This window comes from Sphingopyxis sp. QXT-31 (assembly GCF_001984035.1).
In the GTDB taxonomy this organism is placed as follows: Bacteria; Pseudomonadota; Alphaproteobacteria; order Sphingomonadales; family Sphingomonadaceae; genus Sphingopyxis.
This window is the reverse complement of the sequence record NZ_CP019449.1, coordinates 2,195,603-2,218,002: the sequence shown is the minus strand read 5'-3', so window position 1 is coordinate 2,218,002 and position 22,400 is coordinate 2,195,603. Positions and strand designations below refer to the sequence as shown.

The window sequence follows — 22,400 nt, the reverse complement described above, 5'->3', positions numbered from 1 at the left end:
CTCAGACCGCCCAACAGCCGCAGCCGAAGGCGCCCCAGAAGTCCTGGACGTCGGCGGCAGGCACGTTGGCGCCGAGCGCCGCGGCATGGTCGTGGCCATGGACGTTGCACGCGCTCGCGCAGCCGCACGCCGCTGCCATCTTCTGGGCGCCTTCGGGCCTGCGATAATGGCCGCCGAAGGTCGCGACCGGCGACCATTCGGGCATCGGCTTGGGCAAAGCGGGGGCGATCGGACCGTAGTCGCCTTCGCCATGCACGACCTTGCCGCCGAGGATGGTGAGCACCGAACGCAGATGGACGATCTCGCTGTCGGCGACACCGAAATAATCGTCCGACAGCAGTGCGAGATCGGCGAGCTGGCCAGCCTTGATCTGGCCCTTCTTGCCGACCTCGTTCGAGAACCATGTGTTCTTTTCGGTCCAGAGGCGCAGCGCGGTTTCGCGGTCGAGCCGGTTGCGAACGGGATAGAGCGTTGTGCCGCCGAGCGTCTTGCCGGTGACGAGCCACGAGAGCGAGACCCACGGATTATAGCTCGCGACGCGCGTCGCGTCGGTCCCGGCGCCGACCGGGATGCCGGCTTCCATCATCCGCTTGATCGGCGGGGTCGCCTCTGCCGCCTTGGCGCCATAGCGTTCGATGAAATATTCGCCTTGGAACATCATTCGGTGCTGGAGTGCGATGCCGCCGCCGAGTGCTGCAATGCGATCGATATTGCGCTCGCTGATCGTCTCGGCATGGTCGAAGAACCAGTTGAGACCCTGAAGCGGGATGTCCCTGTTGACCTTTTCGAACACGTCGAGCGCGCGGCCGATCGTCTGGTCATAGGTCGCGTGGAGGCGCCACGGCCATTTACGTTCGGCGAGCAGGCGCACCACGGGCTCGAGGTCGCTTTCCATGTTCGCCGGCATGTCGGGCCGCTCGACGCGGAAATCCTCGAAATCCGCGGCCGAATAGACGAGCATCTCGCCCGCGCCATTGTGACGGTAGGTATCGTCGCCATCGCCAGGCTTTACTTGGCTAGACCAGGTCGCAAAATCCTTGAGCTCTTCTTTCGGCTTTTGCGTGAAGAGATTGTACGCGATGCGCAGCGTCATCTCGCCGTCCTTGTGCAGCTTTTCGATAATCTGGTAATCGTCGGGATAATTCTGGAAGCCGCCGCCCGCGTCGATCACGCTGGTGACGCCGAGCGAATTGAGCTCGCGCATGAAATGCTTCGTCGAATTGACCTGATAGTCCTCGGGCAGCTTCGGCCCCTTGGCCAGCGTCGCATAGAGGATCGTCGCGTTGGGCTGCGCGAGCAGCAGGCCCGTCGGGTTGCCGGCGGCGTCGCGGACGATTTCGCCGCCTGGCGGGTTCGGCGTGTCCTTGGTGTAGCCCACCGCTCGCAGCGCGGCGGCATTGAGGAGCGCGCGGTCATAGAGGTGCAGGATGAAGACTGGCGTCTCGGGCGCCGCGACGTTGATTTCGTCGAGCGTCGGCAGGCGCTTTTCGGCGAACTGATGCTCGGTGAAGCCGCCGACGACGCGTACCCATTGCGGCGACGGGGTGTTCGCCGCCTGGCGCTTCAGCATTGCCATCGCGTCGGCAAGGCTCGGCACGCCGTCCCAGCGCAGCTCCATGTTATAGTTCAGCCCGCCGCGGATGACGTGGATGTGGCTGTCGATGAGGCCGGGGATCAGGCGGCGGCCTTTCGCATCGATGACGGTCGCATCGGGACCGGCGGCGGCGCGGACCCCCCGCTCGCTGCCGACGCTCAGGAATCTGCCCCCGCGGATAGCGACCGCCTGCGCCTCGGGATTGGCCTTGTCGAGCGTGGTCACTTTGGCGTTGACGATGACGAGGTCGGGCTGGGTCATGGCAAGACTTTCCGTGGCGGTGAGAAGGGCTGTCGTAGCGGCACCGGCGAGCGCCCGGCGGCGGGTGATCGGGTTCATGCGTCGCGCTCCTTGGCGGTGGACGGCGTCCCCAATATCTGCGGGGCACAATCTTCGTGAAAATAGCGAACGAGTTCGATCCGGTCGGCAAGTCGCTTGGCAACCGGCACGATCTGTTCGCCGAGCAGGATTCCGGCGAGGCCGACGAGCGCGACGATCGGCGGGGCGGGAGAACGGACGCCGAGCAGGCTGTAGACGATACCGACCAGAAGTCCGGCACCGAGCGAGACCAGGTAAATCTTCATCGTCCGTTCTCCCTCTTTATGCCTCAGGTCTGCACGAAGGCGAGCAGGTCGGGATTGATGACGTCGGCGTTGACCGTCAGCATCCCGTGGCTGAAGCCTTCGTAGATTTTGAGCGTCGCGTTTGGCAGGATTTCGGCCTGCAGGACGCCAGCGTTTTTATAGGGGACGACCTGGTCGTCGTCGCCGTGGAGGACGAGTGTCGGCACGCCGATCGCCTTCAGATCGTCGGTCTGGTCGGTTTCCGAAAAGGCCTTCACGCCTTCATAATGCGCCTTGGCGCTGCCCATCATGCCCTGGCGCCACCAATTGTCGATCACCGCGGGAATGATGTTCGCGCCCTCGCGGTTGAAACCGTAGAAGGGGCCCGAGGGCAGGTCGCGGAAGAATTTCGAGCGATTGGCCGCGAGTTCGCTGCGGATGCCGTCGAATACATCGATCGGCAGGCCACCCGGATAACGTTCGGTTTTCAGCATGATCGGCGGGACCGCCGATACGAGAACCGCCTTGGCGACGCGGCCCTGCGGAATGCCATAGCGGGCGACATAGGCGGCGACTTCGCCGCCGCCGGTCGAGTGTCCGATATGAACCGCGTTTTTGAGGTCGAGGTGCTCCATCACAGCCGCGGCGTCCGCCGCATAGTGATCCATGTCATGACCCTCGCTCACCTGTTCCGATCGGCCGTGGCCGCGGCGGTCGTGCGCAACGACGCGATAGCCGTTCGCGAGGAAGAACAGCATCTGCGCGTCCCAATCGTCCGACGACAGCGGCCAGCCATGATGAAAAACGATGGGCTGGGCATCCTTCGGTCCCCAGTCCTTGTAGAAGATTTCGACGCCGTCCTTGGTGGTAACATAGGCCATGGGGAATTCCTTCGTTTCGCTGTGCGTGGATGGATAGGAAAGCGGGCCGGGCGGAAAGCGCCCGGTCCCGAGACTATCAGTGACCGCCTTCGGAGGCACCGAACATCGTTTTGGCATAGGTGATGCCGAGGCCGTAGGCGCCGCCCCATTTGCGGGCGATGCCGGTGGTCAGGTCATAGGTTTCGGCGCGCGCCCAGTCGCGCTGCAGCTCGAGCAGATATTGCAGCGCGGTGATCGGCCTCGCGCCGGCCTGCGCCATGCGTTCGACGGCGCGCTCATGCGCTTCTTCCGAAATGTCGCCGCTGGCGTCGGTGATGACATAGGCTTCATAGCCCTGTTCGAGCGCCGAGAGCACGGGGCCGACGATGCAGACCGAGGTCCACAGGCCGGCGAAGACGATGCGGTCCTTGCCGATGCGGTTGATCTCGTCGATCACCGCTGCGTCTTCCCAGGTGTTCATGCTGGTGCGGTCGAGCAGCTTCTGGCCCGGGAAAGCTTCGGTGATCTCGTCGAACATCGGACCCGAGAAACTCTTTTCGGCGACCGTGGTCAGGATGGTCGGGACGTTGAAGCCGGCGGCGCCATTGGCGACGAGCGCAGCGTTGTTGCGCAGCAGTTCGGCGGGGATCGACTTGGTGGCGAAGGCCATCTGCGACTGGAAATCGATAAGGACCAGCGCATGGTTGCTGGGATCCAGCAGCGCTTTGGCGGGGGTCGGGGTGGCTTTGGTCGACATGGCTGAAGCTCCTGTTGCTAAACTGTCTTCCCGATCCGTTCGGGGCGAGGTCGGTTTACGCTGAAGCATTTGTGCGAAACAGGCTGATAAAATTAACCTCAATGTTCCACAAAATAGAAAAGATGGCGACCGGTCTGCAAAGACCGCTTTCGAACCTTGGCTCTAGAAGCGGAACGACCGCTACCGGCTATTCGGAGATTTGCCTGTCTCCAGCTGGGCCTATCCACCAGCCTTGCTGCGTTTCGGCTTTCGAGGTTGTGCGCCCGTCAGAATCGTGAGGTTGGGCTGGTCCGATACGGGATGAACATAAGCGCGGTAGAGCGACTGGCGTCGGCCGCCGCGCACAAGCATGTCGCTGATGGCGGCGCCTTCCGGCGCTTCCATTATCGCACCATTGGGATACGCGAGCGTCGCTATGCCTTGTTCGCGCGCCGCGCCGAGGAGAGCATGCGCGAGAGGGCTCGGGTCCTGCGCGGGTTGCACCCAGACGGGGCGCCCGCCTTCCCTGTTCGCCGCAACTATGTTTCCTGTTATCGCGAGAGGATTTCCCTGTTATTTTTTAGGGAATTTCCGATGCCGGCTGACCGAATACCGCACTTTTCCGGGGGTTCGGGGCGGCGAAGCTGCGCACAACGCATCCGAAATTCGATGATTTCCGTGTAAATCCCTGAAAACAGCGAATTTCAGCCGGAGACAGGTTCGCTCTGGACTGCGTGGCGCACCTTTTCGGGCCACGACGCGAGCCGACGCCTGATAAAGTCGATGTCGGTGAATGGCTCCCCGGGTAGGATTCGAACCTACGGCCGCTCGATTAACAGTCGAGAGCTCTACCGCTGAGCTACCGAGGAACAGACCGCCGTGGCGGGCAAGGCGGCCCCTTTGCCGCCGCGCGTTCGATATTGCAAGCCCCTTTAGACGATAAATTGTTCCATCGCGATGCGCTCATCAAGGCCGTGGTCGGGATCGAAGAGCAGGGTCAGCGGGCGGCTGCGATCGGTGGTGACGAGCACCGTCTTCACGTCGCGGATTTCGCGCTGGTCGGCGACCGCGCTCACCGGGCGCTTCGCGGCCTCGCGGACGTTGAAGCGGATGCTCGTCGATTCGGGGACCAACGCGCCGCGCCAGCGCCGCGGGCGGAAGGGGCTGATCGGGGTCAGCGCCAGCATCTGCGATTCGAGCGGCAGGATCGGGCCGTTGGCGCTGAGGTTGTAGGCGGTCGACCCCGCGGGGGTCGACACAAGCACGCCGTCGCACGACAGTTCCTCGAGCATCGACTTCTCGTTGATCAGCACCTCGAGCTTCGCCGCCTGGCGCGTTTCGCGCAGCAGCGAGATCTCGTTGATCGCGGGCAGGATGTGGCGCTCGCCGCTGACCGTCGTGATGTCGCCCGACAGCGGATGAATCAGGAAGGGACGCGCCGCGGCGAGCCGGTCGAGCAACCCTTCGATGCGAAACTCGTTCATCAGGAAGCCGATGGTGCCGCGGTTCATCCCGAACACCGGCATGCTCCGCCGCTGGTCGAGCAACTGGTGCAGCATGTGGAGCAGGAAACCGTCGCCGCCCAGCACGATGAGCAGGTCGGCCTCGTTGAGTTCGACGAAGTCGTAGAGCGGGCGCAGCTCGGCCTCGGCCTCCAGTCCCGCGGGCGCGTTCGATGCGACGAGCGCGATCTTGCGATGCATATTGGTCCCCCTGGTGGGCGACGTGTCAGCCGCCCGTTGCACTCATATGACGCGCGACCGCCGGTGCGGACTTTCGTTCGATATGAAAGTCATGCGCGCGGGGTTTGCCAGCCAATGCCGCATCAATCAAGCCATCGACGTCGCGGCCTTCGCGCAAGGCCGTACGCAGATCGACATGGTCGTCCTGCCCCAGGCACATATAGATGCGTCCCTCTACGGTCAGGCGGATGCGGTTGCAGGTGGTGCAGAAATTATCGCTGAGCGGGGTGATCAGGCCGAGCGTCACCGGGCTGTCCTCGACCCCGAAATAGCGCGCGGGGCCGCCGGTCTTCTTGTCGACGGGGAAGATCGCGTGGGTTTCGCGCAGCGGCGCGATGAACCGATGGAGCGGGATATAATGGTCGCTGCGGTCGTCGGCGATCTCGCCGAGTGGCATCGTCTCGATCAACGTCAGGTCGCAGCCGTTGTCGGCGCACCAGCTCAGCATCGGGAGCAACTGGTCCTCGTTGAGCCCCGCGAGCGCGACCATGTTGATCTTGACCGCGATCCCCGCGGCGCGCGCGGCGGCGATGCCCTGCAGCGCGATATCGACGTCGCCGACGCGGGTGATATGGCGGAACGCGGCGGGATCGAGCGTGTCGAGGCTGACGTTGATCCTCCGCACGCCGGCCTCGGCGAGCATCGGTGCATATTCGGCGAGGCGCATGCCGTTGGTGGTCAGCGTTAGCTCGTCGAGCCCGTGCCCGATGAGTGCGCCGAGTCGGCCCGCGAGCAAATCGATGCCGCGCCGCACCAACGGCTCGCCCCCGGTCAGGCGAATGCGCCGCACCCCGCGCGCGACGAAGCGCGCCGCGAGCTCGCCCATCTCCTCGATGCTGAGCACCGCGGATCGCGGCAGAAAGGTCATGTCCTCGGCCATGCAATAGCGGCAGCGCAGGTCGCAGCGGTCGGTCACCGACAGCCGCAGATAGTCGATCCGGCGGCCGTGGCCGTCGGTCAGCGGGGCAGGGGAAGGCAGCGGAGCGGCCATATTGTGCGATTGTGATGCAAAAGACAGGGGATTGGCAAGCAATGCCTGCTATGGCCGCGCCGATGAATCGCATAGTTGACACGTTCGCAGCGGCCGTCCGGCATCTCGAGGCGCTCCACCTGCGCCACGATGCCGATATCGGCGTCATCCTGGTCCAGGTCGACCAGCTCGCGCGAATCAACAACAGCGCGGGGACCGAGGCGGGCGACGCGGTACTCGAGGAAGTCGCGCGGCGGCTCGAAAATTTCGCGGGCGACGAATTCGGGCGCGGCTCGCACGTCGACCGGCTCGACGGGCCGCGCTTCCTGATCGTGCCCGCGGCGGCGCTGTCGCTGGGAGCGCTGCGCGCGCAGGAACGCGCGCTGCACGTCGCGCTCGCCGAGCCGATGGTCGGCGATCCCAACGGCCGCCTCGCGATCCGCATCGCCGCGGCACGAATCACGCGCGACGAGCCGGTGGCCGAGCAACTCCGCACGGCGAGCGACCAGCTCGCGCGCCCCGCCTCGGCGCGCGACGGCGCGACGGTGAAGGCGGCGCTCGCCGCGGGCGAGGTGGTGATCCATTATCAGCCGCAATATGACGTCGCGAGCGGCGCGATGACCGGGGTGGAGGCGCTGCTGCGCTGGCAGCATCCCGAGCTCGGGCTGCTCGGCGCGGGCGCGCTGGTCACCGCGGCGCGCGCGGCGCGGCTCGAATGCGAACTCACCGAACATGCGCACCGCGTCGCGCTGGAAGAAATGGCAGGGTGGCCGAAGGCGCTGGCGAAGCTGCGCGTCTCGCTCAACATCACCGCCGCCGACCTCGGCGATCCCGATTTCGCCGACCGCTTCGCCGCGATGGCGAATAAGGCGGGGGTCGATCCCGACCGGCTGACGCTCGAACTGACCGAACAGGCGATGCTGAGCGACCCCGCGAGCGCCGCGGCGCAGCTCGCGCAGATCCGCGAACTCGGCTGCGCGATCGCGATCGACGATTTCGGCACCGGCTATTCGAGCCTGTCTTTGCTCGCGCGGCTGCCGATCGATTATCTCAAGATCGACAGCGGCTTCACGCGCACGATCGACGGCAGCGACCGCGACCGCATCGTCGTGCGCGCGATCGTCGACCTCGCGCGCGCGCTGGGGCTGCTGGTGGTCGCCGAGGGCATCGAGCACGAGCCGCAGCTCGCGCGGCTGAAGGAACTGGGGGTCGCGACCTGGCAGGGGTTTTTGAAGTCGGGGCCGGTGCCTGGGGACGAACTGGTGGCGCTGCTCCAGGCCTAGCCGGCCTGCTTGGCCAGCTTCCCCAAACCCTTCGACAATTGCAGCGCGCCGTTCAGCCGCGCGCCCGTGCTGACCCAATCGCCGCTGATCGACAGCTTGTTGTCGGGGCGGATGCGTGCGCGGCCCTTCAGCCGCTCGACATAGGCGATCAGGCCCGGAACGTTCGCGAACGCGTCGCCGTGGAAGCTGACCAGCGCGCCCTTCGTCCCGACGTCGAGCTTGGCGATGCCGGCGAGCTTCGCGTTCGCCTTGATCTCCATCAGCTGGACGAGGTTCGCGGTTTCGGGCGGCAGCGGGCCGAAGCGGTCGATCATCTCGGCGGCGAAGGCGTCGAGCGCGGGGCGGTCCTGCGCGTCGTTCAGGCGGCGGTAGAGCGCCATGCGCAGCGGCAGGTCGGGGACATAATCCTCGGGGATCAGGATCGGCGCGTCGATGGTGATCGTCGGCGACAAGGCTTCGCGCGGCGGCAGCTTCCCCGCGCCCTCGGCCTTGGCCACCAGGATCGCTTCCTCGAGCATCGACTGGTAGAGTTCGAAGCCGACCTCGCGGATATGCCCCGACTGCTCGTCGCCGACCAGATTGCCCGCGCCGCGGATGTCGAGGTCGTGGCTCGCGAGCTGGAACCCCGCGCCGAGCGTGTCGAGATCGCCGAGCAGTTTGAGGCGCTTTTCGGCGGTGTCGGTGATCGCGCCATGGTCGGGGGTGGTCAGATAGGCATAGGCGCGCGTCTTCGACCGCCCGACCCGCCCGCGCAGCTGGTACAATTGCGCGAGGCCGAAGCGGTCGGCGCGGTGGACCACCAGCGTATTGGCACTCGGGATGTCGAGACCGCTTTCGACGATCGTGGTCGAGACGAGCACGTCATATTTGCGATCGTAGAAGGCGCCCATGCGCTCTTCCACCTCGCCCGGTGCCATCTGGCCGTGCGCGACGACATATTTGATCTCGGGCACCCGCGTGCGCAGGAATTCCTCGATGTCGGGCAGGTCCTTGATCCGCGGGGTGACAAAGAAGCTCTGCCCGCCGCGATCATGCTCGCGCAGCAGCGACTCGCGAATGACGACCGGATCCCACGGCGCGACATAGGTGCGCACCGCGAGGCGATCGACCGGCGGCGTTTGGATCACGCTGAGTTCGCGCAGCCCCGACATCGCCATCTGCAGCGTGCGGGGGATCGGCGTCGCGGTGAGCGTCAGGACATGGACGTCGGTCTTGAGCTGCTTCAGCCGCTCCTTGTGGACGACGCCGAAGCGCTGTTCCTCGTCGACGATAACGAGGCCGAGCTGTTTGAATTCGACCGATTTGGCGATGACCGCATGGGTGCCGACGACGATGTCGATCTGGCCGCTCGCGAGGCCGTCGCGCGTCCTTTGCGCCTCGGCGGCGGGGACGAGGCGCGACAGGCGGCCGATATTGACCGGGAAGCCTTTGAAGCGCTCGACGAAATTGGTGAAATGCTGGCGGGCGAGCAAGGTCGTCGGACAGACGAGCGCGACCTGCACCCCCGCCATCGCCGCGACGAAGGCGGCGCGCAGCGCAACCTCGGTCTTGCCGAAGCCGACGTCGCCGCAGACGAGCCGGTCCATCGGGCGCCCCGACGCCATATCGGCGAGCACGTCGCCGATCGCGCGGTCCTGGTCATCGGTTTCCTGATAGGGGAAGCGGTCGGCGAAGGCCGGATAGGAGGCGTCGGCGGCGAGCAGTTCGCCCGAACGCAAGGCGCGCTGCGCCGCGGTCGCGAGCAATTCGCCCGCGATCTCGCGGATGCGCTCCTTCATCCGCGCCTTGCGGCGCTGCCACGCCTCGCCGCCGAGCTTGTCGAGCGCGACCCCCTCGCTCTCGCCGCCGTAACGCGACAGCACGTCGAGATTTTCGACGGGGACGTAGAGCTTGTCGCCGCCCGCGTAAGTGAGCGCGACGCAATCGTGCGGGCTGTTGCCCACGGGGATCGAGGTTAACCCCTCGTAGCGCCCGATGCCATGGTCGAGATGGACGACGAGGTCGCCGACGCTGAGCGTCGCGAGCTCTGCCAGGAAAGCGTCGGCGCTCTTCCGCCGTTTCTGGCGGCGGACGAGCCGCTCGCCGAGGATATCCTGTTCGGTGAGCAGGCTGATCGCGTCCGACGCAAAGCCATGATCGAGCGGCAGGACGACCATCGCGGTGGTGCCGCCGGCTTCGGCCGAGGCGGTGCCGAGGGCTTCCTGCCAGCCGTCGGCGGGGGCGAGCGAAGTCACCCCATGATCGCGGAGTAGCCCCGACAGGCGCTCGCGCGCGCCGCCCGAATAGCTTGCGATGATCGTGCGGCGCCCCTTGCGGCGCTCGTCGGAGAGATGGTCGGCGACCTTGTCGTAGACGTTGAGGTCGGCGGCGCGCTCGGGGGTGAAGTCGCGTGCGGCGAAGGTTTCGAGATCGACCACGCTCGCGGCAGGCGGCACGTCGAAGGGCGTGACGACATGCACCGGGCGGCTCGCCGCGGCGTCGGACCATTCACTTGTCGTCAGGTAGAGCGTTTCGGGCTTCAGCGGGCGATAGCTGCCCGCATGCTCTTGCGCCGCCGCCACACGGTTCGCATGATAGTCGGCGATCGCGGCAAAGCGCGTCTCGGCGGTCGCCTCGGTGCGGTGGCCGCGCAGCACCGGGGTCGCGGGATCGATATGGTCGAAGATCGTCGCCAGCCGCTCCTCGAACAAGGGCAGCCAATGATCCATCCCCGCCTGCCGCCGGCCCTCGCTGACCGCCTGGTAGAGCGGGTCGCCGGTCGCCTGCGCGCCGAAGATTTCGCGATAGGCCGAGCGGAAGCGCTTGATCGTGTCCTGGTCGAGCAGGGTCTCGGCCGCGGGCAGCAGTTGCAGCGCCTTGGCCGGGCCCAGGCTGCGCTGGTCGGCGGGGTCGAAGCGGCGGATGCTCTCGATCTCGTCGCCGAAGAAATCGACGCGCAGCCCGGTTTCTTCGCCCGCGGGGAACAGATCGAGCAGGCCGCCGCGCACCGCGAACTCGCCCTGGTCGGCGACGGTGTCGACGCGGCTGAAGCCGTTGGAGACGAGCAGTTCGGCGAGCGCGTCGCGGTCGATCCGCATGCCGGGGCCGAGCGTCGTCGCGAGCTGGCGGATGCGGAAGGGGGTCAGCGTACGCTGCGTGACCGCGGCGACGGTGGTGAGGATCAGTTCGCCGCGTTTCGGCGCCGCCTGCAGCGCCGACAGCGTCGCGAGCCGGTCGGCGCTGACGCGCATCGACGGGCCCGCGCGATCATAGGGCAGGCAGTCCCATGCCGGGAAGCGGTGGACGATGAGGTCGGGCGCGAAGAAAGGCGCGGCGTCGGCGACCGCCTGCATCGCGGCATCGTCGGTCGCGATATAGACAAGGCGTTTGTCGCTGGCGCGCGCGAGGTCGGCGAGCAGCAGCGGCAGGAAACCGTCGGCCGCGCGCGAAATCGTCAACGGCGCGTTGGCCGACGCAATGGCGGCAAAGATATCGGCGGCGCTTCGGGTCATGGCAGCGGGATATAGTCCAGCCGGCGCATCGCCGCGATCATGTCGGGGCGGTCGAGATGCGCGGGCGGATGCCCGGTGCCGAGCGCCCAGGCCATGATGTCGACGTCATCCTCCTCGACCACCAGCTCGTACCAGGCGATGTCCTCGTCGTTCCATGCGGCTGCATAGCGATCGAAGAAGCCGCCGATCATATAATCGGCCTCGCGCGTGCCGCGATGCCAGGCGCGGAATTTGAGGCGTTTGAGGCGGTCGGTCATCGTCTTTTCTCGAACTTCTACTCGGCCATTCCCAACTCCGTTCGCATCGAGCGAAGTCGGGATGCCCATCGGTCTGGCGCATGCCATCTGGGTGTCTCGACTTCGCTCGACACGAACGGAATGTGGGGGCTAGACAAGCCCTAGCCATGCGACCCGAGATACTCAATCCGCTCTTTGCCGCGCTGACCGACCTCAAAGGGGTCGGGCCGCAGCTTGCCAAGCCGCTGACGCGGCTGGGGCTCGAGCGCGTGATCGATGTGCTGTTCCACCTGCCGACGGGGCTGGTACAGCGCTATCCGGTCGACCGGCTCGACGCGGCGCAGGTCGGGCAGCAGATCATCGTGACGCTGACCGCGCAAGACTATCGCCCCGGCCGGAGCCCGCGTGCGCCCTTCGGGGTCGAGGCGTTCGACGGCGCGGGCGACCATGTCCGGCTCGTCTATTTCGGGCGCACCGCGGGGCTCGCGAAAAAGCTCTTTCCGCTCGGTGAGCCGCGGCAGGTGTCGGGGCGGCTCGACGCCTATGGCGACATGCGCCAGATCGTCCATCCCGACCATGTCGGCGAACCGGGCGACGCCGCGATCGCGACGAGCGAGGCGGTCTATCCGCTGACCGAGGGGCTGACCAATGCGCGGCTGAACCAGCTGGTCGAGATCGCGCTCGAACGGCGGCCCGAGCTCGCCGAATGGATCGACGGGCCGTTGCTGGCGCTGCGTGAATGGCCGGGCTGGCAGGAGGCGCTGGCGCGCGCGCACGCGAGCCCGCACGATGCCGCGGCGCACGACCGGCTCGCCTATGACGAGATTTTCGCGAGCCAGGTTGCGCTGATGCTGATCCGCGAGGGGCTGCGCAAACGCAAGGGGCGGGGGATCGCCGGCGACGGGCGGCTGACCGGCGCGCTCAAGCTGCCGTTTGGACTCACGGGTGCGCAGGAACGGGTCGGGCGCGAGATCGCGGGTGACATGGCGCAGGACGTGCCGATGCTGCGCATGCTGCAGGGCGACGTCGGGTCGGGCAAGACGCTGGTTGCGCTGCGCGCGATGCTGACCGCGGTGGAAGCAGGGACGCAGGCGGCGCTGCTCGCGCCGACCGAGATTTTGGCGCGGCAGCATTTCGCGACCTTGCAGGGCATGCTTGCCGGGCTGCCGGTGAACATCGCGATCCTCACAGGGCGCGACAAGGGGCGGGTGCGCGAATCGACGCTGATGGGGCTGGCCGACGGCAGCATCGACATCCTCGTCGGCACGCACGCGATCTTCCAGGAGGCGGTGAATTATCGCGACCTGTCGCTGGTCGTCGTCGACGAGCAGCATCGCTTCGGCGTCGCACAGCGGCTGATGCTCACCGCCAAGGGTCAGCGGCCGCCGCACCTGCTGGTGATGACCGCGACCCCGATCCCGCGCACGCTGCAGCTCGCCAACCATGGCGAGATGGATGTGTCGCGGATCGACGAGATGCCGCCGGGGCGCACCCCGGTCGACACGCGCGTCGTCTCGGTCGACCGGCTCGACGAGGTGATCGGCGGGCTCGAACGCCATCTCGCGAGCGGGGCGCAGGCGTATTGGGTGTGCCCGCTGGTCGCCGAGAGCGAGGCGAGCGAGCTGGCGGCGGCCGAGGAGCGCGCGGCGCTGCTGCGTTTGCGGCTCGGCGACGATCGCGTCGGGCTGGTGCACGGGCGGATGAAGGGCCCCGACAAGGACGAGGTCATGGCGCGCTTTCAGGCGGGCTGGATCGGCGTGCTCGTCGCGACGACGGTGATCGAGGTCGGGGTCGACGTCCCCGCCGCCAGCCTGATGGTCGTCGAGCATGCCGAGAATTTCGGGCTGGCGCAGCTCCACCAGCTGCGCGGGCGCGTCGGGCGCGGCGCGGCGAAGTCGGTGTGCCTGCTGCTGCGCTCGCAGAATCTGTCGGAGACCGCGCGCGAGCGGCTGGCGCTGATGCGCGAAACGAATGATGGCTTCCTGATCGCCGAGAAGGATCTGGAGCTGCGCGGCGGCGGCGAACTGCTCGGGCTCAAGCAGTCGGGCGACGCCGATTACCGCGTCGCGAGCGCCGAGCAGCTCGTGCGCTTGCTCCCCGTGGCCCACGACGATGCCCGGCTGTTCGTCGAACGCGACGGCGGGATGGACGGCGCGCGCGGCGAAGCGGTGCGGCTCTGCCTCTATCTGTTCGAACGCGATGCGGCGGTGCCGCTGCTCCGGAGCGGTTAGCGACTGCAAACCAACTCAAAACCGTTCGTGCTGAGCTTGTCGAAGCACCGTTCTTCCTTCTTCCGCGGTCGAAAGAAAGGACAGCCCTTCGACAAGCTCAGGGCGAACGGGTTTGGAATAGGAGCGGTTAGATGTCGCCTCTGGCGCCCATGGCGCGGATCATCGGCAGGTAATCCTCGACCGCGATCATCTGTTCGAACTGGACCCCGGTCTTGCCGGCAAGCGACCAGATGACCTTGGCGGCGATGCGGCCGATGATCGGCATGCGGAATACCACGAGGTCGCCGATTTCGAGCCCGCGCTCGTACCGCATCAGCAGCCCGTCGGAACTGATGTTGACGCAGGTGCACATGTCCTGGCTGCCGTCGGGCAGGACCATCGGCAAGCGGCAATAGACGTCGCTCCGCGGCGCGAGCCGCTGGTCGAGCCCCACATAATGGGCCTTGTTGGTGTCGATCTTGCGCATTCCATCACTCTCGCTGGTCGAGCGAGGAGTGATCGCCGCGATTCACCTAAGAAGTGGTAAACGCTGCGGCAAGCCGTCAGCGCGTGACCAGCCCGTGCTTCTTGGCGCCGAGGCTGAGCGGCACCGGGTCGGCGGCGGGCGAAATCACATGATTGGGGTCGCGGACCACGACGCCATCGACCTTGACCGCGCCCTCGTCGAGCTTGCGCCGCCCCTCCTTGTTCGACGCCGCGAAACCGAGTTCGCGCAGCGCATCGAGGATGCGGATGCCCTCGGCGGGCGCCGCGACCTGCGGCAAATCGCCGCCGATCTGCCCTTTTTCAAAGGTTTGCGCGGCGGTCTCGGCGGCGGTGCGCGCCGCTTCCTCGCCACGGCAGAGCGCGGTCGCGGCGTCGGCGAGGATCTTCTTCGCTTCGTTGATCTCGGCGCCTTCGAGCGCTTCCAATCGCGCGATCTCTTCGAGCGGCAGGTCGGTGAACAGCCTCAGGAACTTGCCCACGTCGCGGTCGTCGGCGTTGCGCCAGTACTGCCAATAGTCAAAATGGGACAGTTGATCGGAATTTAGCCATACCGCGCCGGCAGCGGTCTTGCCCATTTTGGCGCCCGCCGCGGTGGTCAGCAGCGGAGTCGTCAGGCCATAGAGGTCGGCGCCGTCCATGCGGCGGCCGAGCTCCATGCCGTTGACGATATTGCCCCACTGGTCCGACCCGCCCATCTGCAGCCGCACGCCCATCGCCTTCGACAGGTGGCGGAAATCGTAGCCCTGGAGGATCATGTAATTGAATTCGAGGAAGGTCATCGGCTGTTCGCGTTCGAGCCGCAGCTTGACCGAATCGAAGGTCAGCATGCGGTTGATCGTGAAGTGGGTGCCGACCTCCTGCAGCAGTTCGATATAACCGAGCTGGCCCAGCCAGTCGTGGTTGTTGACCATCACCGCGTCGGTCGGGCCGTCGCCGAAGGTCAGGAAGGGTTCGAAGATCGTGCGGATCGACGCGATATTCGCCTCGATCGTCGCATCATCGAGCATCTTGCGGCTCTCGTCGCGCCCCGTCGGGTCGCCGATCCGCGTGGTGCCGCCGCCCATCAGCACGACGGGCTTGTGCCCCGTCTGCTGCAGGCGGCGCAGCATCATGATCTGGACCAGGCTGCCGACGTGCAGCGACGGCGCGGTGGCGTCGAAGCCGATATAGGCGGGAATGATCTGCTTGGCGGCAAGGGCGTCGAGGCCTTCCGCATCGGTAGTCTGGTGGATATAGCCGCGGCCGTCGAGCACGCGGAGCAAATCGGATTTGTAACTGGTCATAGCGCGCGGGCGCTTAGCATGTGTGAGAAATTCCTCAAACCCGTCATTCCAGCGTCGGCGCGATTGGCGTAGGATGGGGCATGCTGCTGACCTGCCATCCCGACACGCCCTGTTCCGCCGACCTGTTCATCTCGGTCGATGCGGTTCGCAACCAGCCGGGCTCGCTCTATCTGCGCTTCGTCGTCGACGGCGAAATGGACAAGATCATCATGCCGCCGCGCCGTGCGCTCGGGCGCACCGATGGGCTTTGGCAAACGACCTGCTGCGAGGCGTTCCTGAAACCCGCGAGGCGTGACGACTACTGGGAGTTCAACCTGTCGCCCTCGACCGCCTGGGCGTCCTACCGCTTCGACGACTATCGGGCGGGGATGCGCGACGCCGAGGTGGCGCCCGATTTCGATCGCGTCGGCGGTATCCTTCAGGCGCTGTTCGACTTTTCAGGTGAGCCCGGCGTCCACGATATCGACTGGCAGCTCGGGCTATCGGTCGTGATCGAGGAGACGGACGGCACCAAAAGCTACTGGGCGCTCCGCCATCCGCCGGGCAAGCCCGACTTCCATCATCCCGATTGCTTTGCGCTGACGCTTGAGGCACCCCCGCCCGCATGACTATCCTCTTCGGTATCGACCGCCTGCTCGCCGACCCTGCGCTTCGCAAACCGCTCGAGGGCCAGCGTGTCGCGCTGCTCGCGCATCCCGCCTCGGTTACCGCGGACCTCACGCACAGCATCGACGCTTTGGTCGCGGTCGGGATCGACGTCACCGCGGTGTTCGGGCCGCAGCACGGCGTGCGCGGCGACCTGCAGGACAATATGATGGAGTCGCCCGACTTCACCGATCCGACTTACGGCATGCCCGTGTTCAGCCTGTACGGCGAAGTGCGGCGGCCGAGCGGGCAGTCGATGCACACCTTCGACGTGATGCTCGTCGACCTGCAGGATCTGGGCTGCCGCATCTACACCTATGTCACCACCCTGCTCTATGTGCTCGAAGCCGCCGCGGCGCACGGCAAGGCGGTGTGGGTGCTCGACCGGCCCAACCCCGCGGGGCGCCCGGTCGAGGGCACCTTGCTCCAGCCGGGTTGGGAAAGCTTCGTCGGCGCGGGGCCGATGGCGATGCGGCACGGGCTGACGATGGGCGAGATGGGGCATTGGTTCATCCGCCACTTCGATCTCGACGTCGACTACCGCGTGATTGAAATGGAGGGTTGGTTGCCCGATGGGCCGGGCTTCGGCTGGCCCAACGAGCGCGTGTGGATCAACCCCAGCCCCAATGCCGCGAACCTCAACATGGCGCGCGCCTATGCGGGGACGGTGATGGTCGAGGGCGCGACCTTGAGCGAAGGGCGCGGCACGACGCGCCCGCTCGAACTGTTCGGCGCCCCCGATATCGACGCGAAGGCGGTGATCGCCGAAATGCAGCGGCTCGCACCCGAATGGCTCGCGGGGTGCAGGCTGCGCGACATCTGGTTCGAGCCGACCTTCCACAAGCATATGAAGGTGCTGAACAGCGGCGTGTTCATCCATGCCGAGGGTGGCTGGTACGATCATGCGGCGTTCCGGCCGTGGCGCGTGCAGGCGCTGGGGTTCAAGGCGGTGCGTTCGCTTTATCCCGACTATCCGATCTGGCGCGGCACGGATTTCAAATATGAATATACCGACGATGTGCTCGCGATCGACGTGATCAACGGCGGCACGGGCCTGCGCGAATGGGTCGACGAGGCGGGCGCCGCGGCGGGCGATCTCGATGCGCTGGCGGGGCCCGACGAGGCGGCGTGGCGCGCGGAGATCGCCGATATGCTGATCTATGACTGAGGGGATGAGCATGCACCGGCGGCAATTTCTGGGAACCGCGGCGCTGACCGGGCTGGTCGCGACGCTGCCCACATCGGTGCTGGCGGCCGACACGGGGGGCCTGCCCAATCTTGCGGCGAAGGCGGTGCCGATTGGCAAGGCCGAGCGTTTGGCGCGGATCGCCAAGGCGAAGGAACTGATGGCGGCGAACGACATCGGCGCGCTGCTGATCGAGCCGGGGTCGAGCCTGATCTATTTCACCGGCGTGCGCTGGAACCGCAGCGAGCGGCTGACTGCGGTGATCCTGACGCGCGAAGGCGAGGTCGCGGTCGTCACGCCCTTTTTCGAGGAGCCGTCGGTGCGCGAGAGCCTGGGCATCGACGCCGAGGTTCTGACCTGGAACGAGGACGAAAATCCGCTCGCGGCGGTCGCGGCGTGGCTCGGCAAGCGCGGGCTGGCGAAGGGGCGCATCGGCGTCGAGGAGACGGTGCGCTATTTTGCGGTCGACGGGCTGGAAAAGGCGATGCCGGGCGCGACGGTCATCAACGGCGCGCCGGTGGTGCGCGGGTGCCGGATGCACAAGTCGGCGGCCGAAGTCGCGCTGATGCAAATCGCGTCGGACATCACCATCGCCGCCTATCGCCACACCGCGCCGCGCATCGAGGCGGGGATGACCCCCGCCGACATCGGCGCGATCATGGCGGCGGCGACCGCCGCGCTCGGCGGGCGCAGCGAGTTCGAGTTGATCTTGCTCGGCGAGGCCAGCGCCTATCCGCACGGGTCGGGCAAGCCGCAGGCGGTGCGCGAAGGCGAAGTCGTGCTGATGGACTGCGGCGCGACCGTCCATGGCTACCAGTCCGACATCTCGCGCAGCTTCGTCTACGGCAAGGCGAGCGCGCGGCAGCGGCAGGTGTGGGACCAGATGCGCAAGGGGCAGGACGTCGCCTTCGCCGCGGCGAAGCTCGGCACGCCGGCAGGCGCGGTCGACGATGCGGTGCGCAGCTATTATGCCGGGCTCGGCTGGGGCCCCGATTACAAGCTGCCGGGGACTTCGCACCGCACGGGTCACGGCATCGGGCTCGACGGGCACGAGCCGGTGAATCTGGTGCGCGGCGAGACGACGAAGCTGGCGCCGGGCATGTGTTTCTCGAACGAACCGGGCATCTATATTCCCGGCGAGTTTGGGATCCGGCTGGAGGATTGTTTCTACATGACCGATAGCGGGCCCAAGTGGTTCAGCGAACCGCCGCCGTCGATCGACCGGCCGTTCGATTGAGCGGCGCTATTTTCGCCAAACGGTGAAGGTAGCATCGTCGGTAGACCGCATGGCGGCGATCATGGCGGAATGATCGAAGCCGGGTAGCTGAGTGAGACGGTCCAGTAGGACATACTCGCCCGTCGCGCCTTGCGGATAGGCCGGGCCGAGCTGGCCTTGCGGGTCGTAGAATAGCCACCAGACGTCGGCGCCCCAGGGCCCGCTGTCGTCGGTCGCGATGACGATGCTGGACAGCGCGGACAGGGCGATCGCCCGCTTCACACCCTTGTCGTCGGCGACTGTCAGCACATCGTCTTCGATCGTCACGACCCAAAGCGATTCGGGATACAGCCCGGACGTTGCTTCCTCTCCGCCGATATCCGGAGCCTTCGGCCGCTGGACCAGGCTGACGAGCACGAAGCTGATGATCATCAGCAGATACCAGCTGCCGAGCTTTTCGAGGCCGACCATGTGCCAGCCGTCGTCCTGGCTGGGATAGGTCCAGGCGCGGGCGAAGGTGCCGATATTCTCGGCGAACCAGATGAACAGCGCGACGAGGCCCCAGCCGACGAGCAGGGGCATGCGGCGGTGGACGTGGAGCGGGCGGAACCACACCTGGCAGCGCCAGAAGAGCAGCGCGGTCGCGGCGAAAAGCAGCCAGCGGATGTCGATCACCCAATGGTGCGCGAAGAAATTGACGTAGATCGCGGCCGCCAAGAGGTAGCTCGTCCACATCGGCGGATAGCCCGTGTAGCGGAAGTCGAAGATGCGCCAGACGCGGGCGATATAGCTGCCGACCGCGGCGTACATGAAGCCCGAGAAGAGCGGCACCGCGCCGATGTGGAGCAGGCTCGCCTCGGGATATTGCCACGATCCCGCGGCGGTCTTGAATAGCTCCATCACGGTGCCGACGATGTGGAAGATCAGGATGACGAGCGCTTCCCTCGGCGTCTCGAGCCGGAAGGCGAGCATGGCGAGCTGGATCAGGACCGCGCCGATGGTGATCGCGTCGTAGCGGTGGAGCGGCGCGCTGTCGGGCCAGAAGAGATGCGTGCCGAGCAGCAGCGCGAGCATCAGCGCGCCGAACAGGCACGCCCAGCCCTGCTTGAACCCGAAAACGAGAAATTCAAGGAACCAGCCGCGCAGCCCCGGCTCGACCGCCATCGCCTCGAGCCGGGCGCGGACGGTGTGGAAGCGGCTGTGGCCGCGTCCCGCACCGTCATGCCATTCAGACATGCACGGCGACCCAGGCGATCAGCATCGCGGCGGGGAGCAGCAGCGCCTGCGCCAGGACCGTGCCGGCGAGGCGGCTCAGCGAGATGAAGGTGATCGCGCGGCGGAAATCGGCCTCGTCGACCTTGCCCTCGACCGCGTCGTCGGTCATCACCGACAATTGCGGGTCGATGAAGGCGAACAACAATATCGTCGCGAAACCGTTGATCAACGCCGAGAGCTGCGACGCGGTGACGCGGAATTCGGGGGCGAGATAGCCGGCGTAGAGCGAGGCGACGACGCCGACGGCGAGTAGCGACTGCGCCAGGCAGTTGGCGATCAGCACGCCCCAGCCGATGCCCTTGGGCATCTTCCAGCTTTTGAGGTGCGAGAGGCTGGGGAAGGTCAGCGACTGGCGGAGCGTACGAAAGCCCGTCGGGCTGACGGCTTTGAGCGCGAGGCGCGTCGTCGAACGATTGTCCTGGTACCAGCCGATCGCCGCGGCGAACATGCGCTGGCCGGTGGGGACGAGCAAAATGCCGATCAGCGTCGCGACGCTCGCCGCCGCGAGCACGAGCTGCATGTCGAGGAACAGCGACAGGCCGCTGCCGTCGTGGATGCGCGTCTCGATGCGCTTGGCGAGGAAGGGGCCGAGGAAGCTGTTCGAGGTGCGCGAGAAAAGCACGAGGATGTTGAACAGCGCGAAGGACATGGCGATCCGCCGCGTCCGAACCCCGGCGATGCGCGCGGCATAGGCAAGCGCGCCGATCAGGTTGATGAAGCCGGTGAGCAGGAGGATGGTGAGGAGGGGGAGGTCGAACATGGGGGCCTAGCGGAACTTATGAAATCCGTTTGTGTCGAGCCCTTCGGCTGCCCGCAGGGCGGGCGCTCTGGGTAAACTTCGTCGAGACACCCCGATGCCGTGCGCTACCGATGGGTGTCTCGACTACGCTCGACACGAACGGGATTAGGGGATCGGCTTGAAATCGTCACGGCCTAAGTGGGCCGCCGTCAATGCTTCCGCGTCAACTCGCGCGTCGCCTTGTCGAGCCCTTCGAGCGTCAACGGATACATGCGGTCGTTCATCAGCTGTTTGATCAGCTTGACCGACTGGGTGTAGCCCCAATGCGCCTCGGGCACCGGGTTCAGCCACACCGCGGCGGGATAGACATGGGTTATCCGCTGGAGCCAGACCGCGCCCGATTCCTCGTTGAAATGTTCGACGCTGCCGCCCGGATGGGTTATTTCATAGGCGCTCATCGACGCGTCGCCGACAAAGATCACTTTATAATCATGGCCATATTTGTGGAGGATGTCCCACATCTGGTGGCGTTCGGACCAGCGGCGCTTGTTGTCCTTCCACACGCCTTCGTACGGGCAATTGTGGAAATAGAAGAATTCGAGATTCTTGAACTCGGTCGTCGCGGCGCTGAAGAGTTCTTCGCAGAGCTTGATGAAGGGATCCATGGAGCCGCCGACGTCGAGGAACAGCAGCAGCTTGACAGCATTGCGCCGCTCGGGGCGCATCTGGATGTCGAGCCAGCCTTGGCGCGCGGTGCCGTCGATCGTGCCGGGGATGTCGAGTTCGTCGGCCGCGCCCTCGCGCGCGAATTTGCGCAGGCGGCGGAGCGCGATCTTGATGTTGCGGGTGCCGAGTTCCTTGGTGTTGTCGAGGTTCTGGAACTCGCGCTTTTCCCAGACCTTGAGCGCGCGCTTGTGCTTGCTCTCGCCGCCGATGCGCACGCCCTCGGGGTTATAGCCCGAATTGCCGAAGGGCGAGGTGCCGCCCGTGCCGATCCATTTGCTGCCGCCCTCGTGGCGCTTCTGCTGTTCCTCGAGCCGCTCCTTCAGCGTCTCCATGATCTTGTCCCAGTCGCCGAGCGATTCGATCGCGGCCATCTCCTCGGGGGTCAGGAATTTCTCGGCCACCGCGCGCAGCCAGTCGGCGGGGACGTCGACGGGGTTCTGGCCATAATCGGTGAGCAGGCCCTTGAAGACCTTGTTGAACACCTGGTCGAAGCGGTCGAGCAGGCCCTCGTCCTTCACATAGATGGCGCGGCTGAGGTAATAGAATTGCTCGGGGCTGCGATCGATCGCCTCGCGGTCGAGCGCTTCCAGCAGCAGCAGATGCTCCTTCATGCTTACGGGAATGCCCGCGGTGCGGAGTTCTTCGAGGAAGCCGAACAGCATGGGGCAAAGCGTAAACGGTCGCGGGGGCGGGCGCAACTGCTTTACGTAAACGGAAAGTGCGCGCCATTGGATCGCGACAGAGTGGCGGAAAACGGCGCACCTTCATTCGCGAATTAGCGATGCGGCGCGATTTTTAACCGGCGCCGGGGCAAAGTTCAGGAAAGTTCAGCCCAATGACGCATTTTTTTCGAGGTCTTCCCTGCTGGTTGGGCGACGGGTTTTGTCTCCGGTGGCCGACCACGAGGATTGCCCCCGGACGGCGGGGACGGCGGGCGGATATCCACGGAATCAAAGAACGAAAGAAGAACATGCCACAGCGGGATTTATTCGGAAAGCGGTTTTTGATCGGGTTGGCGCAAATGGCCGCTGACGACCGGTTGCGGTCATTCCGTCCGGATCGGGGCTGATTGGCCTAAATGGGGTGGGGAGCGGCCTTCGGCGTTGAAGAAGAAGCGGACCCACGGGCGGGAGTCGAA

The 22,400-nt window shown here is 66.0% G+C and carries 18 protein-coding genes, 1 tRNA gene and 1 pseudogene; 5 read left to right on the top strand and 15 right to left on the bottom strand.

The features are described 5' to 3' along the window. Nucleotide 1 precedes the first annotated feature (1 nt). The 8 genes from BWQ93_RS10610 to moaA form a co-directional block, all read right to left on the bottom strand. On the bottom strand, nt 2–1,933 hold the full coding sequence (locus tag BWQ93_RS10610) for an amidohydrolase (RefSeq protein WP_077030522.1): 1,932 nt from the start codon (nt 1,931–1,933) through the stop codon (nt 2–4). After that, nucleotides 1,930–2,178, bottom strand: a complete 249-nt coding sequence (locus tag BWQ93_RS10605) for a XapX domain-containing protein (RefSeq protein ID WP_077030521.1) — start codon at nt 2,176–2,178, stop codon at nt 1,930–1,932. The genes BWQ93_RS10610 and BWQ93_RS10605 overlap by 4 nt, the downstream gene beginning before the upstream one ends. 23 nt (nt 2,179–2,201) lie before the next feature. Then, a complete protein-coding gene (locus BWQ93_RS10600) occupies nt 2,202–3,038 on the bottom strand; it encodes an alpha/beta fold hydrolase (RefSeq protein WP_077030520.1) in 837 nt (278 codons plus the stop codon). A 76-nt stretch (nt 3,039–3,114) separates the two neighbouring features. Then, complete coding sequence (locus BWQ93_RS10595; RefSeq protein ID WP_077030519.1) at nt 3,115–3,774, bottom strand: hydrolase; 660 nt, start codon at nt 3,772–3,774, stop codon at nt 3,115–3,117. 219 nt (nt 3,775–3,993) lie between these two features. After that, nucleotides 3,994–4,257: a GMC family oxidoreductase N-terminal domain-containing protein gene (locus tag BWQ93_RS21505; RefSeq protein ID WP_077030518.1), complete on the bottom strand. Its 264-nt coding sequence runs from the start codon at nt 4,255–4,257 to the stop codon at nt 3,994–3,996. A 290-nt stretch (nt 4,258–4,547) separates the two neighbouring features. Continuing rightward, a tRNA-Asn gene (locus tag BWQ93_RS10585) sits at nt 4,548–4,622 on the bottom strand. 63 nt (nt 4,623–4,685) lie between these two features. Next, a complete protein-coding gene (locus tag BWQ93_RS10580; RefSeq protein WP_077030517.1) occupies nt 4,686–5,456 on the bottom strand; it encodes an NAD kinase in 771 nt (256 codons plus the stop codon). Between the two features lie 25 nt (nt 5,457–5,481). Further along, on the bottom strand, nt 5,482–6,486 hold the full coding sequence (gene moaA / locus BWQ93_RS10575) for a GTP 3',8-cyclase MoaA (protein WP_077030516.1): 1,005 nt from the start codon (nt 6,484–6,486) through the stop codon (nt 5,482–5,484). 62 nt (nt 6,487–6,548) lie between these two features. Here moaA and BWQ93_RS10570 point away from each other — a divergent pair, with 62 nt between their 5' ends. Beyond that, nucleotides 6,549–7,748: a GGDEF domain-containing phosphodiesterase gene (locus BWQ93_RS10570; RefSeq protein ID WP_077032325.1), complete on the top strand. Its 1,200-nt coding sequence runs from the start codon at nt 6,549–6,551 to the stop codon at nt 7,746–7,748. Here the strand turns inward: BWQ93_RS10570 and mfd are convergent. Together mfd and BWQ93_RS10560 are read right to left on the bottom strand one after the other, a co-directional pair. Next, nucleotides 7,745–11,239 (bottom strand): transcription-repair coupling factor, encoded by a 3,495-nt coding sequence (mfd, locus tag BWQ93_RS10565; RefSeq protein ID WP_077030515.1) that lies wholly within the window; start codon nt 11,237–11,239, stop codon nt 7,745–7,747. The two genes, BWQ93_RS10570 and mfd, sit on opposite strands and share 4 nt — an antisense overlap. After that, nucleotides 11,236–11,496 (bottom strand): succinate dehydrogenase assembly factor 2, encoded by a 261-nt coding sequence (locus BWQ93_RS10560; protein ID WP_077030514.1) that lies wholly within the window; start codon nt 11,494–11,496, stop codon nt 11,236–11,238. The genes mfd and BWQ93_RS10560 overlap by 4 nt, the downstream gene beginning before the upstream one ends. 146 nt (nt 11,497–11,642) lie before the next feature. Here BWQ93_RS10560 and recG point away from each other — a divergent pair, with 146 nt between their 5' ends. Continuing rightward, nucleotides 11,643–13,706: an ATP-dependent DNA helicase RecG gene (gene recG / locus BWQ93_RS10555; RefSeq protein ID WP_077030513.1), complete on the top strand. Its 2,064-nt coding sequence runs from the start codon at nt 11,643–11,645 to the stop codon at nt 13,704–13,706. A 127-nt stretch (nt 13,707–13,833) separates the two neighbouring features. Here recG and BWQ93_RS10550 read toward each other — a convergent pair whose 3' ends face one another. Next, nucleotides 13,834–14,172, bottom strand: a complete 339-nt coding sequence (locus BWQ93_RS10550) for a PilZ domain-containing protein (protein ID WP_077030512.1) — start codon at nt 14,170–14,172, stop codon at nt 13,834–13,836. Nucleotides 14,173–14,248: 76 nt separating this feature from the next. Next, nucleotides 14,249–15,475 (bottom strand): tyrosine--tRNA ligase, encoded by a 1,227-nt coding sequence (tyrS, locus tag BWQ93_RS10545; protein ID WP_077030511.1) that lies wholly within the window; start codon nt 15,473–15,475, stop codon nt 14,249–14,251. 80 nt (nt 15,476–15,555) lie between these two features. Here tyrS and BWQ93_RS10540 point away from each other — a divergent pair, with 80 nt between their 5' ends. Genes BWQ93_RS10540 through BWQ93_RS10530 form a run of 3 tightly spaced genes read left to right on the top strand, consistent with a single transcriptional unit; the run spans nt 15,556 to nt 18,543 of the window. Next, nucleotides 15,556–16,083 (top strand): DOMON-like domain-containing protein, encoded by a 528-nt coding sequence (locus tag BWQ93_RS10540; RefSeq protein ID WP_077030510.1) that lies wholly within the window; start codon nt 15,556–15,558, stop codon nt 16,081–16,083. A 2-nt stretch (nt 16,084–16,085) separates the two neighbouring features. After that, the gene (locus tag BWQ93_RS10535) at nt 16,086–17,288 is read left to right on the top strand and encodes an exo-beta-N-acetylmuramidase NamZ family protein (RefSeq protein ID WP_077032324.1); all 1,203 of its coding nucleotides are present in this window, start codon (nt 16,086–16,088) and stop codon (nt 17,286–17,288) included. Then, nucleotides 17,281–18,543, top strand: a complete 1,263-nt coding sequence (locus tag BWQ93_RS10530) for a M24 family metallopeptidase (protein WP_232314586.1) — start codon at nt 17,281–17,283, stop codon at nt 18,541–18,543. The genes BWQ93_RS10535 and BWQ93_RS10530 overlap by 8 nt, the downstream gene beginning before the upstream one ends. A 366-nt stretch (nt 18,544–18,909) precedes the next feature. Here the strand turns inward: BWQ93_RS10530 and BWQ93_RS10525 are convergent. From BWQ93_RS10525 to BWQ93_RS10515, 3 genes and pseudogenes are all read right to left on the bottom strand, one after another. Continuing rightward, nucleotides 18,910–19,758, bottom strand: a pseudogene (locus BWQ93_RS10525) (DUF817 domain-containing protein); the annotation flags it as partial. Further along, complete coding sequence (locus BWQ93_RS10520; protein WP_077030508.1) at nt 19,751–20,557, bottom strand: lipid II flippase Amj family protein; 807 nt, start codon at nt 20,555–20,557, stop codon at nt 19,751–19,753. The pseudogene BWQ93_RS10525 and the gene BWQ93_RS10520, both read right to left, overlap by 8 nt. A gap of 188 nt (nt 20,558–20,745) precedes the next feature. After that, a complete protein-coding gene (locus tag BWQ93_RS10515) occupies nt 20,746–21,924 on the bottom strand; it encodes a vWA domain-containing protein (protein WP_077030507.1) in 1,179 nt (392 codons plus the stop codon). Between the last annotated feature and the right edge of the window lie 476 nt (nt 21,925–22,400).

Bases quoted from the DNA above. Each gene is read 5' to 3' on its own strand.
- BWQ93_RS10610 (WP_077030522.1), bottom strand. From the start codon at position 1,933: ATGAACCCGATCACCCGCCGCCGGGCGCTCGCCGGTGCCGCTACGACA.
- BWQ93_RS10605 (WP_077030521.1), bottom strand. From the start codon at position 2,178: ATGAAGATTTACCTGGTCTCGCTCGGTGCCGGACTTCTGGTCGGTATC.
- BWQ93_RS10600 (WP_077030520.1), bottom strand. From the start codon at position 3,038: ATGGCCTATGTTACCACCAAGGACGGCGTCGAAATCTTCTACAAGGAC.
- BWQ93_RS10595 (WP_077030519.1), bottom strand. From the start codon at position 3,774: ATGTCGACCAAAGCCACCCCGACCCCCGCCAAAGCGCTGCTGGATCCC.
- BWQ93_RS10580 (WP_077030517.1), bottom strand. From the start codon at position 5,456: ATGCATCGCAAGATCGCGCTCGTCGCATCGAACGCGCCCGCGGGACTG.
- moaA (WP_077030516.1), bottom strand. From the start codon at position 6,486: ATGGCCGCTCCGCTGCCTTCCCCTGCCCCGCTGACCGACGGCCACGGC.
- BWQ93_RS10570 (WP_077032325.1), top strand. From the start codon at position 6,549: ATGAATCGCATAGTTGACACGTTCGCAGCGGCCGTCCGGCATCTCGAG.
- mfd (WP_077030515.1), bottom strand. From the start codon at position 11,239: ATGACCCGAAGCGCCGCCGATATCTTTGCCGCCATTGCGTCGGCCAAC.
- BWQ93_RS10560 (WP_077030514.1), bottom strand. From the start codon at position 11,496: ATGACCGACCGCCTCAAACGCCTCAAATTCCGCGCCTGGCATCGCGGC.
- recG (WP_077030513.1), top strand. From the start codon at position 11,643: ATGCGACCCGAGATACTCAATCCGCTCTTTGCCGCGCTGACCGACCTC.
- BWQ93_RS10550 (WP_077030512.1), bottom strand. From the start codon at position 14,172: ATGCGCAAGATCGACACCAACAAGGCCCATTATGTGGGGCTCGACCAG.
- tyrS (WP_077030511.1), bottom strand. From the start codon at position 15,475: ATGACCAGTTACAAATCCGATTTGCTCCGCGTGCTCGACGGCCGCGGC.
- BWQ93_RS10540 (WP_077030510.1), top strand. From the start codon at position 15,556: ATGCTGCTGACCTGCCATCCCGACACGCCCTGTTCCGCCGACCTGTTC.
- BWQ93_RS10530 (WP_232314586.1), top strand. From the start codon at position 17,281: ATGACTGAGGGGATGAGCATGCACCGGCGGCAATTTCTGGGAACCGCG.
- BWQ93_RS10520 (WP_077030508.1), bottom strand. From the start codon at position 20,557: ATGTTCGACCTCCCCCTCCTCACCATCCTCCTGCTCACCGGCTTCATC.
- BWQ93_RS10515 (WP_077030507.1), bottom strand. From the start codon at position 21,924: ATGCTGTTCGGCTTCCTCGAAGAACTCCGCACCGCGGGCATTCCCGTA.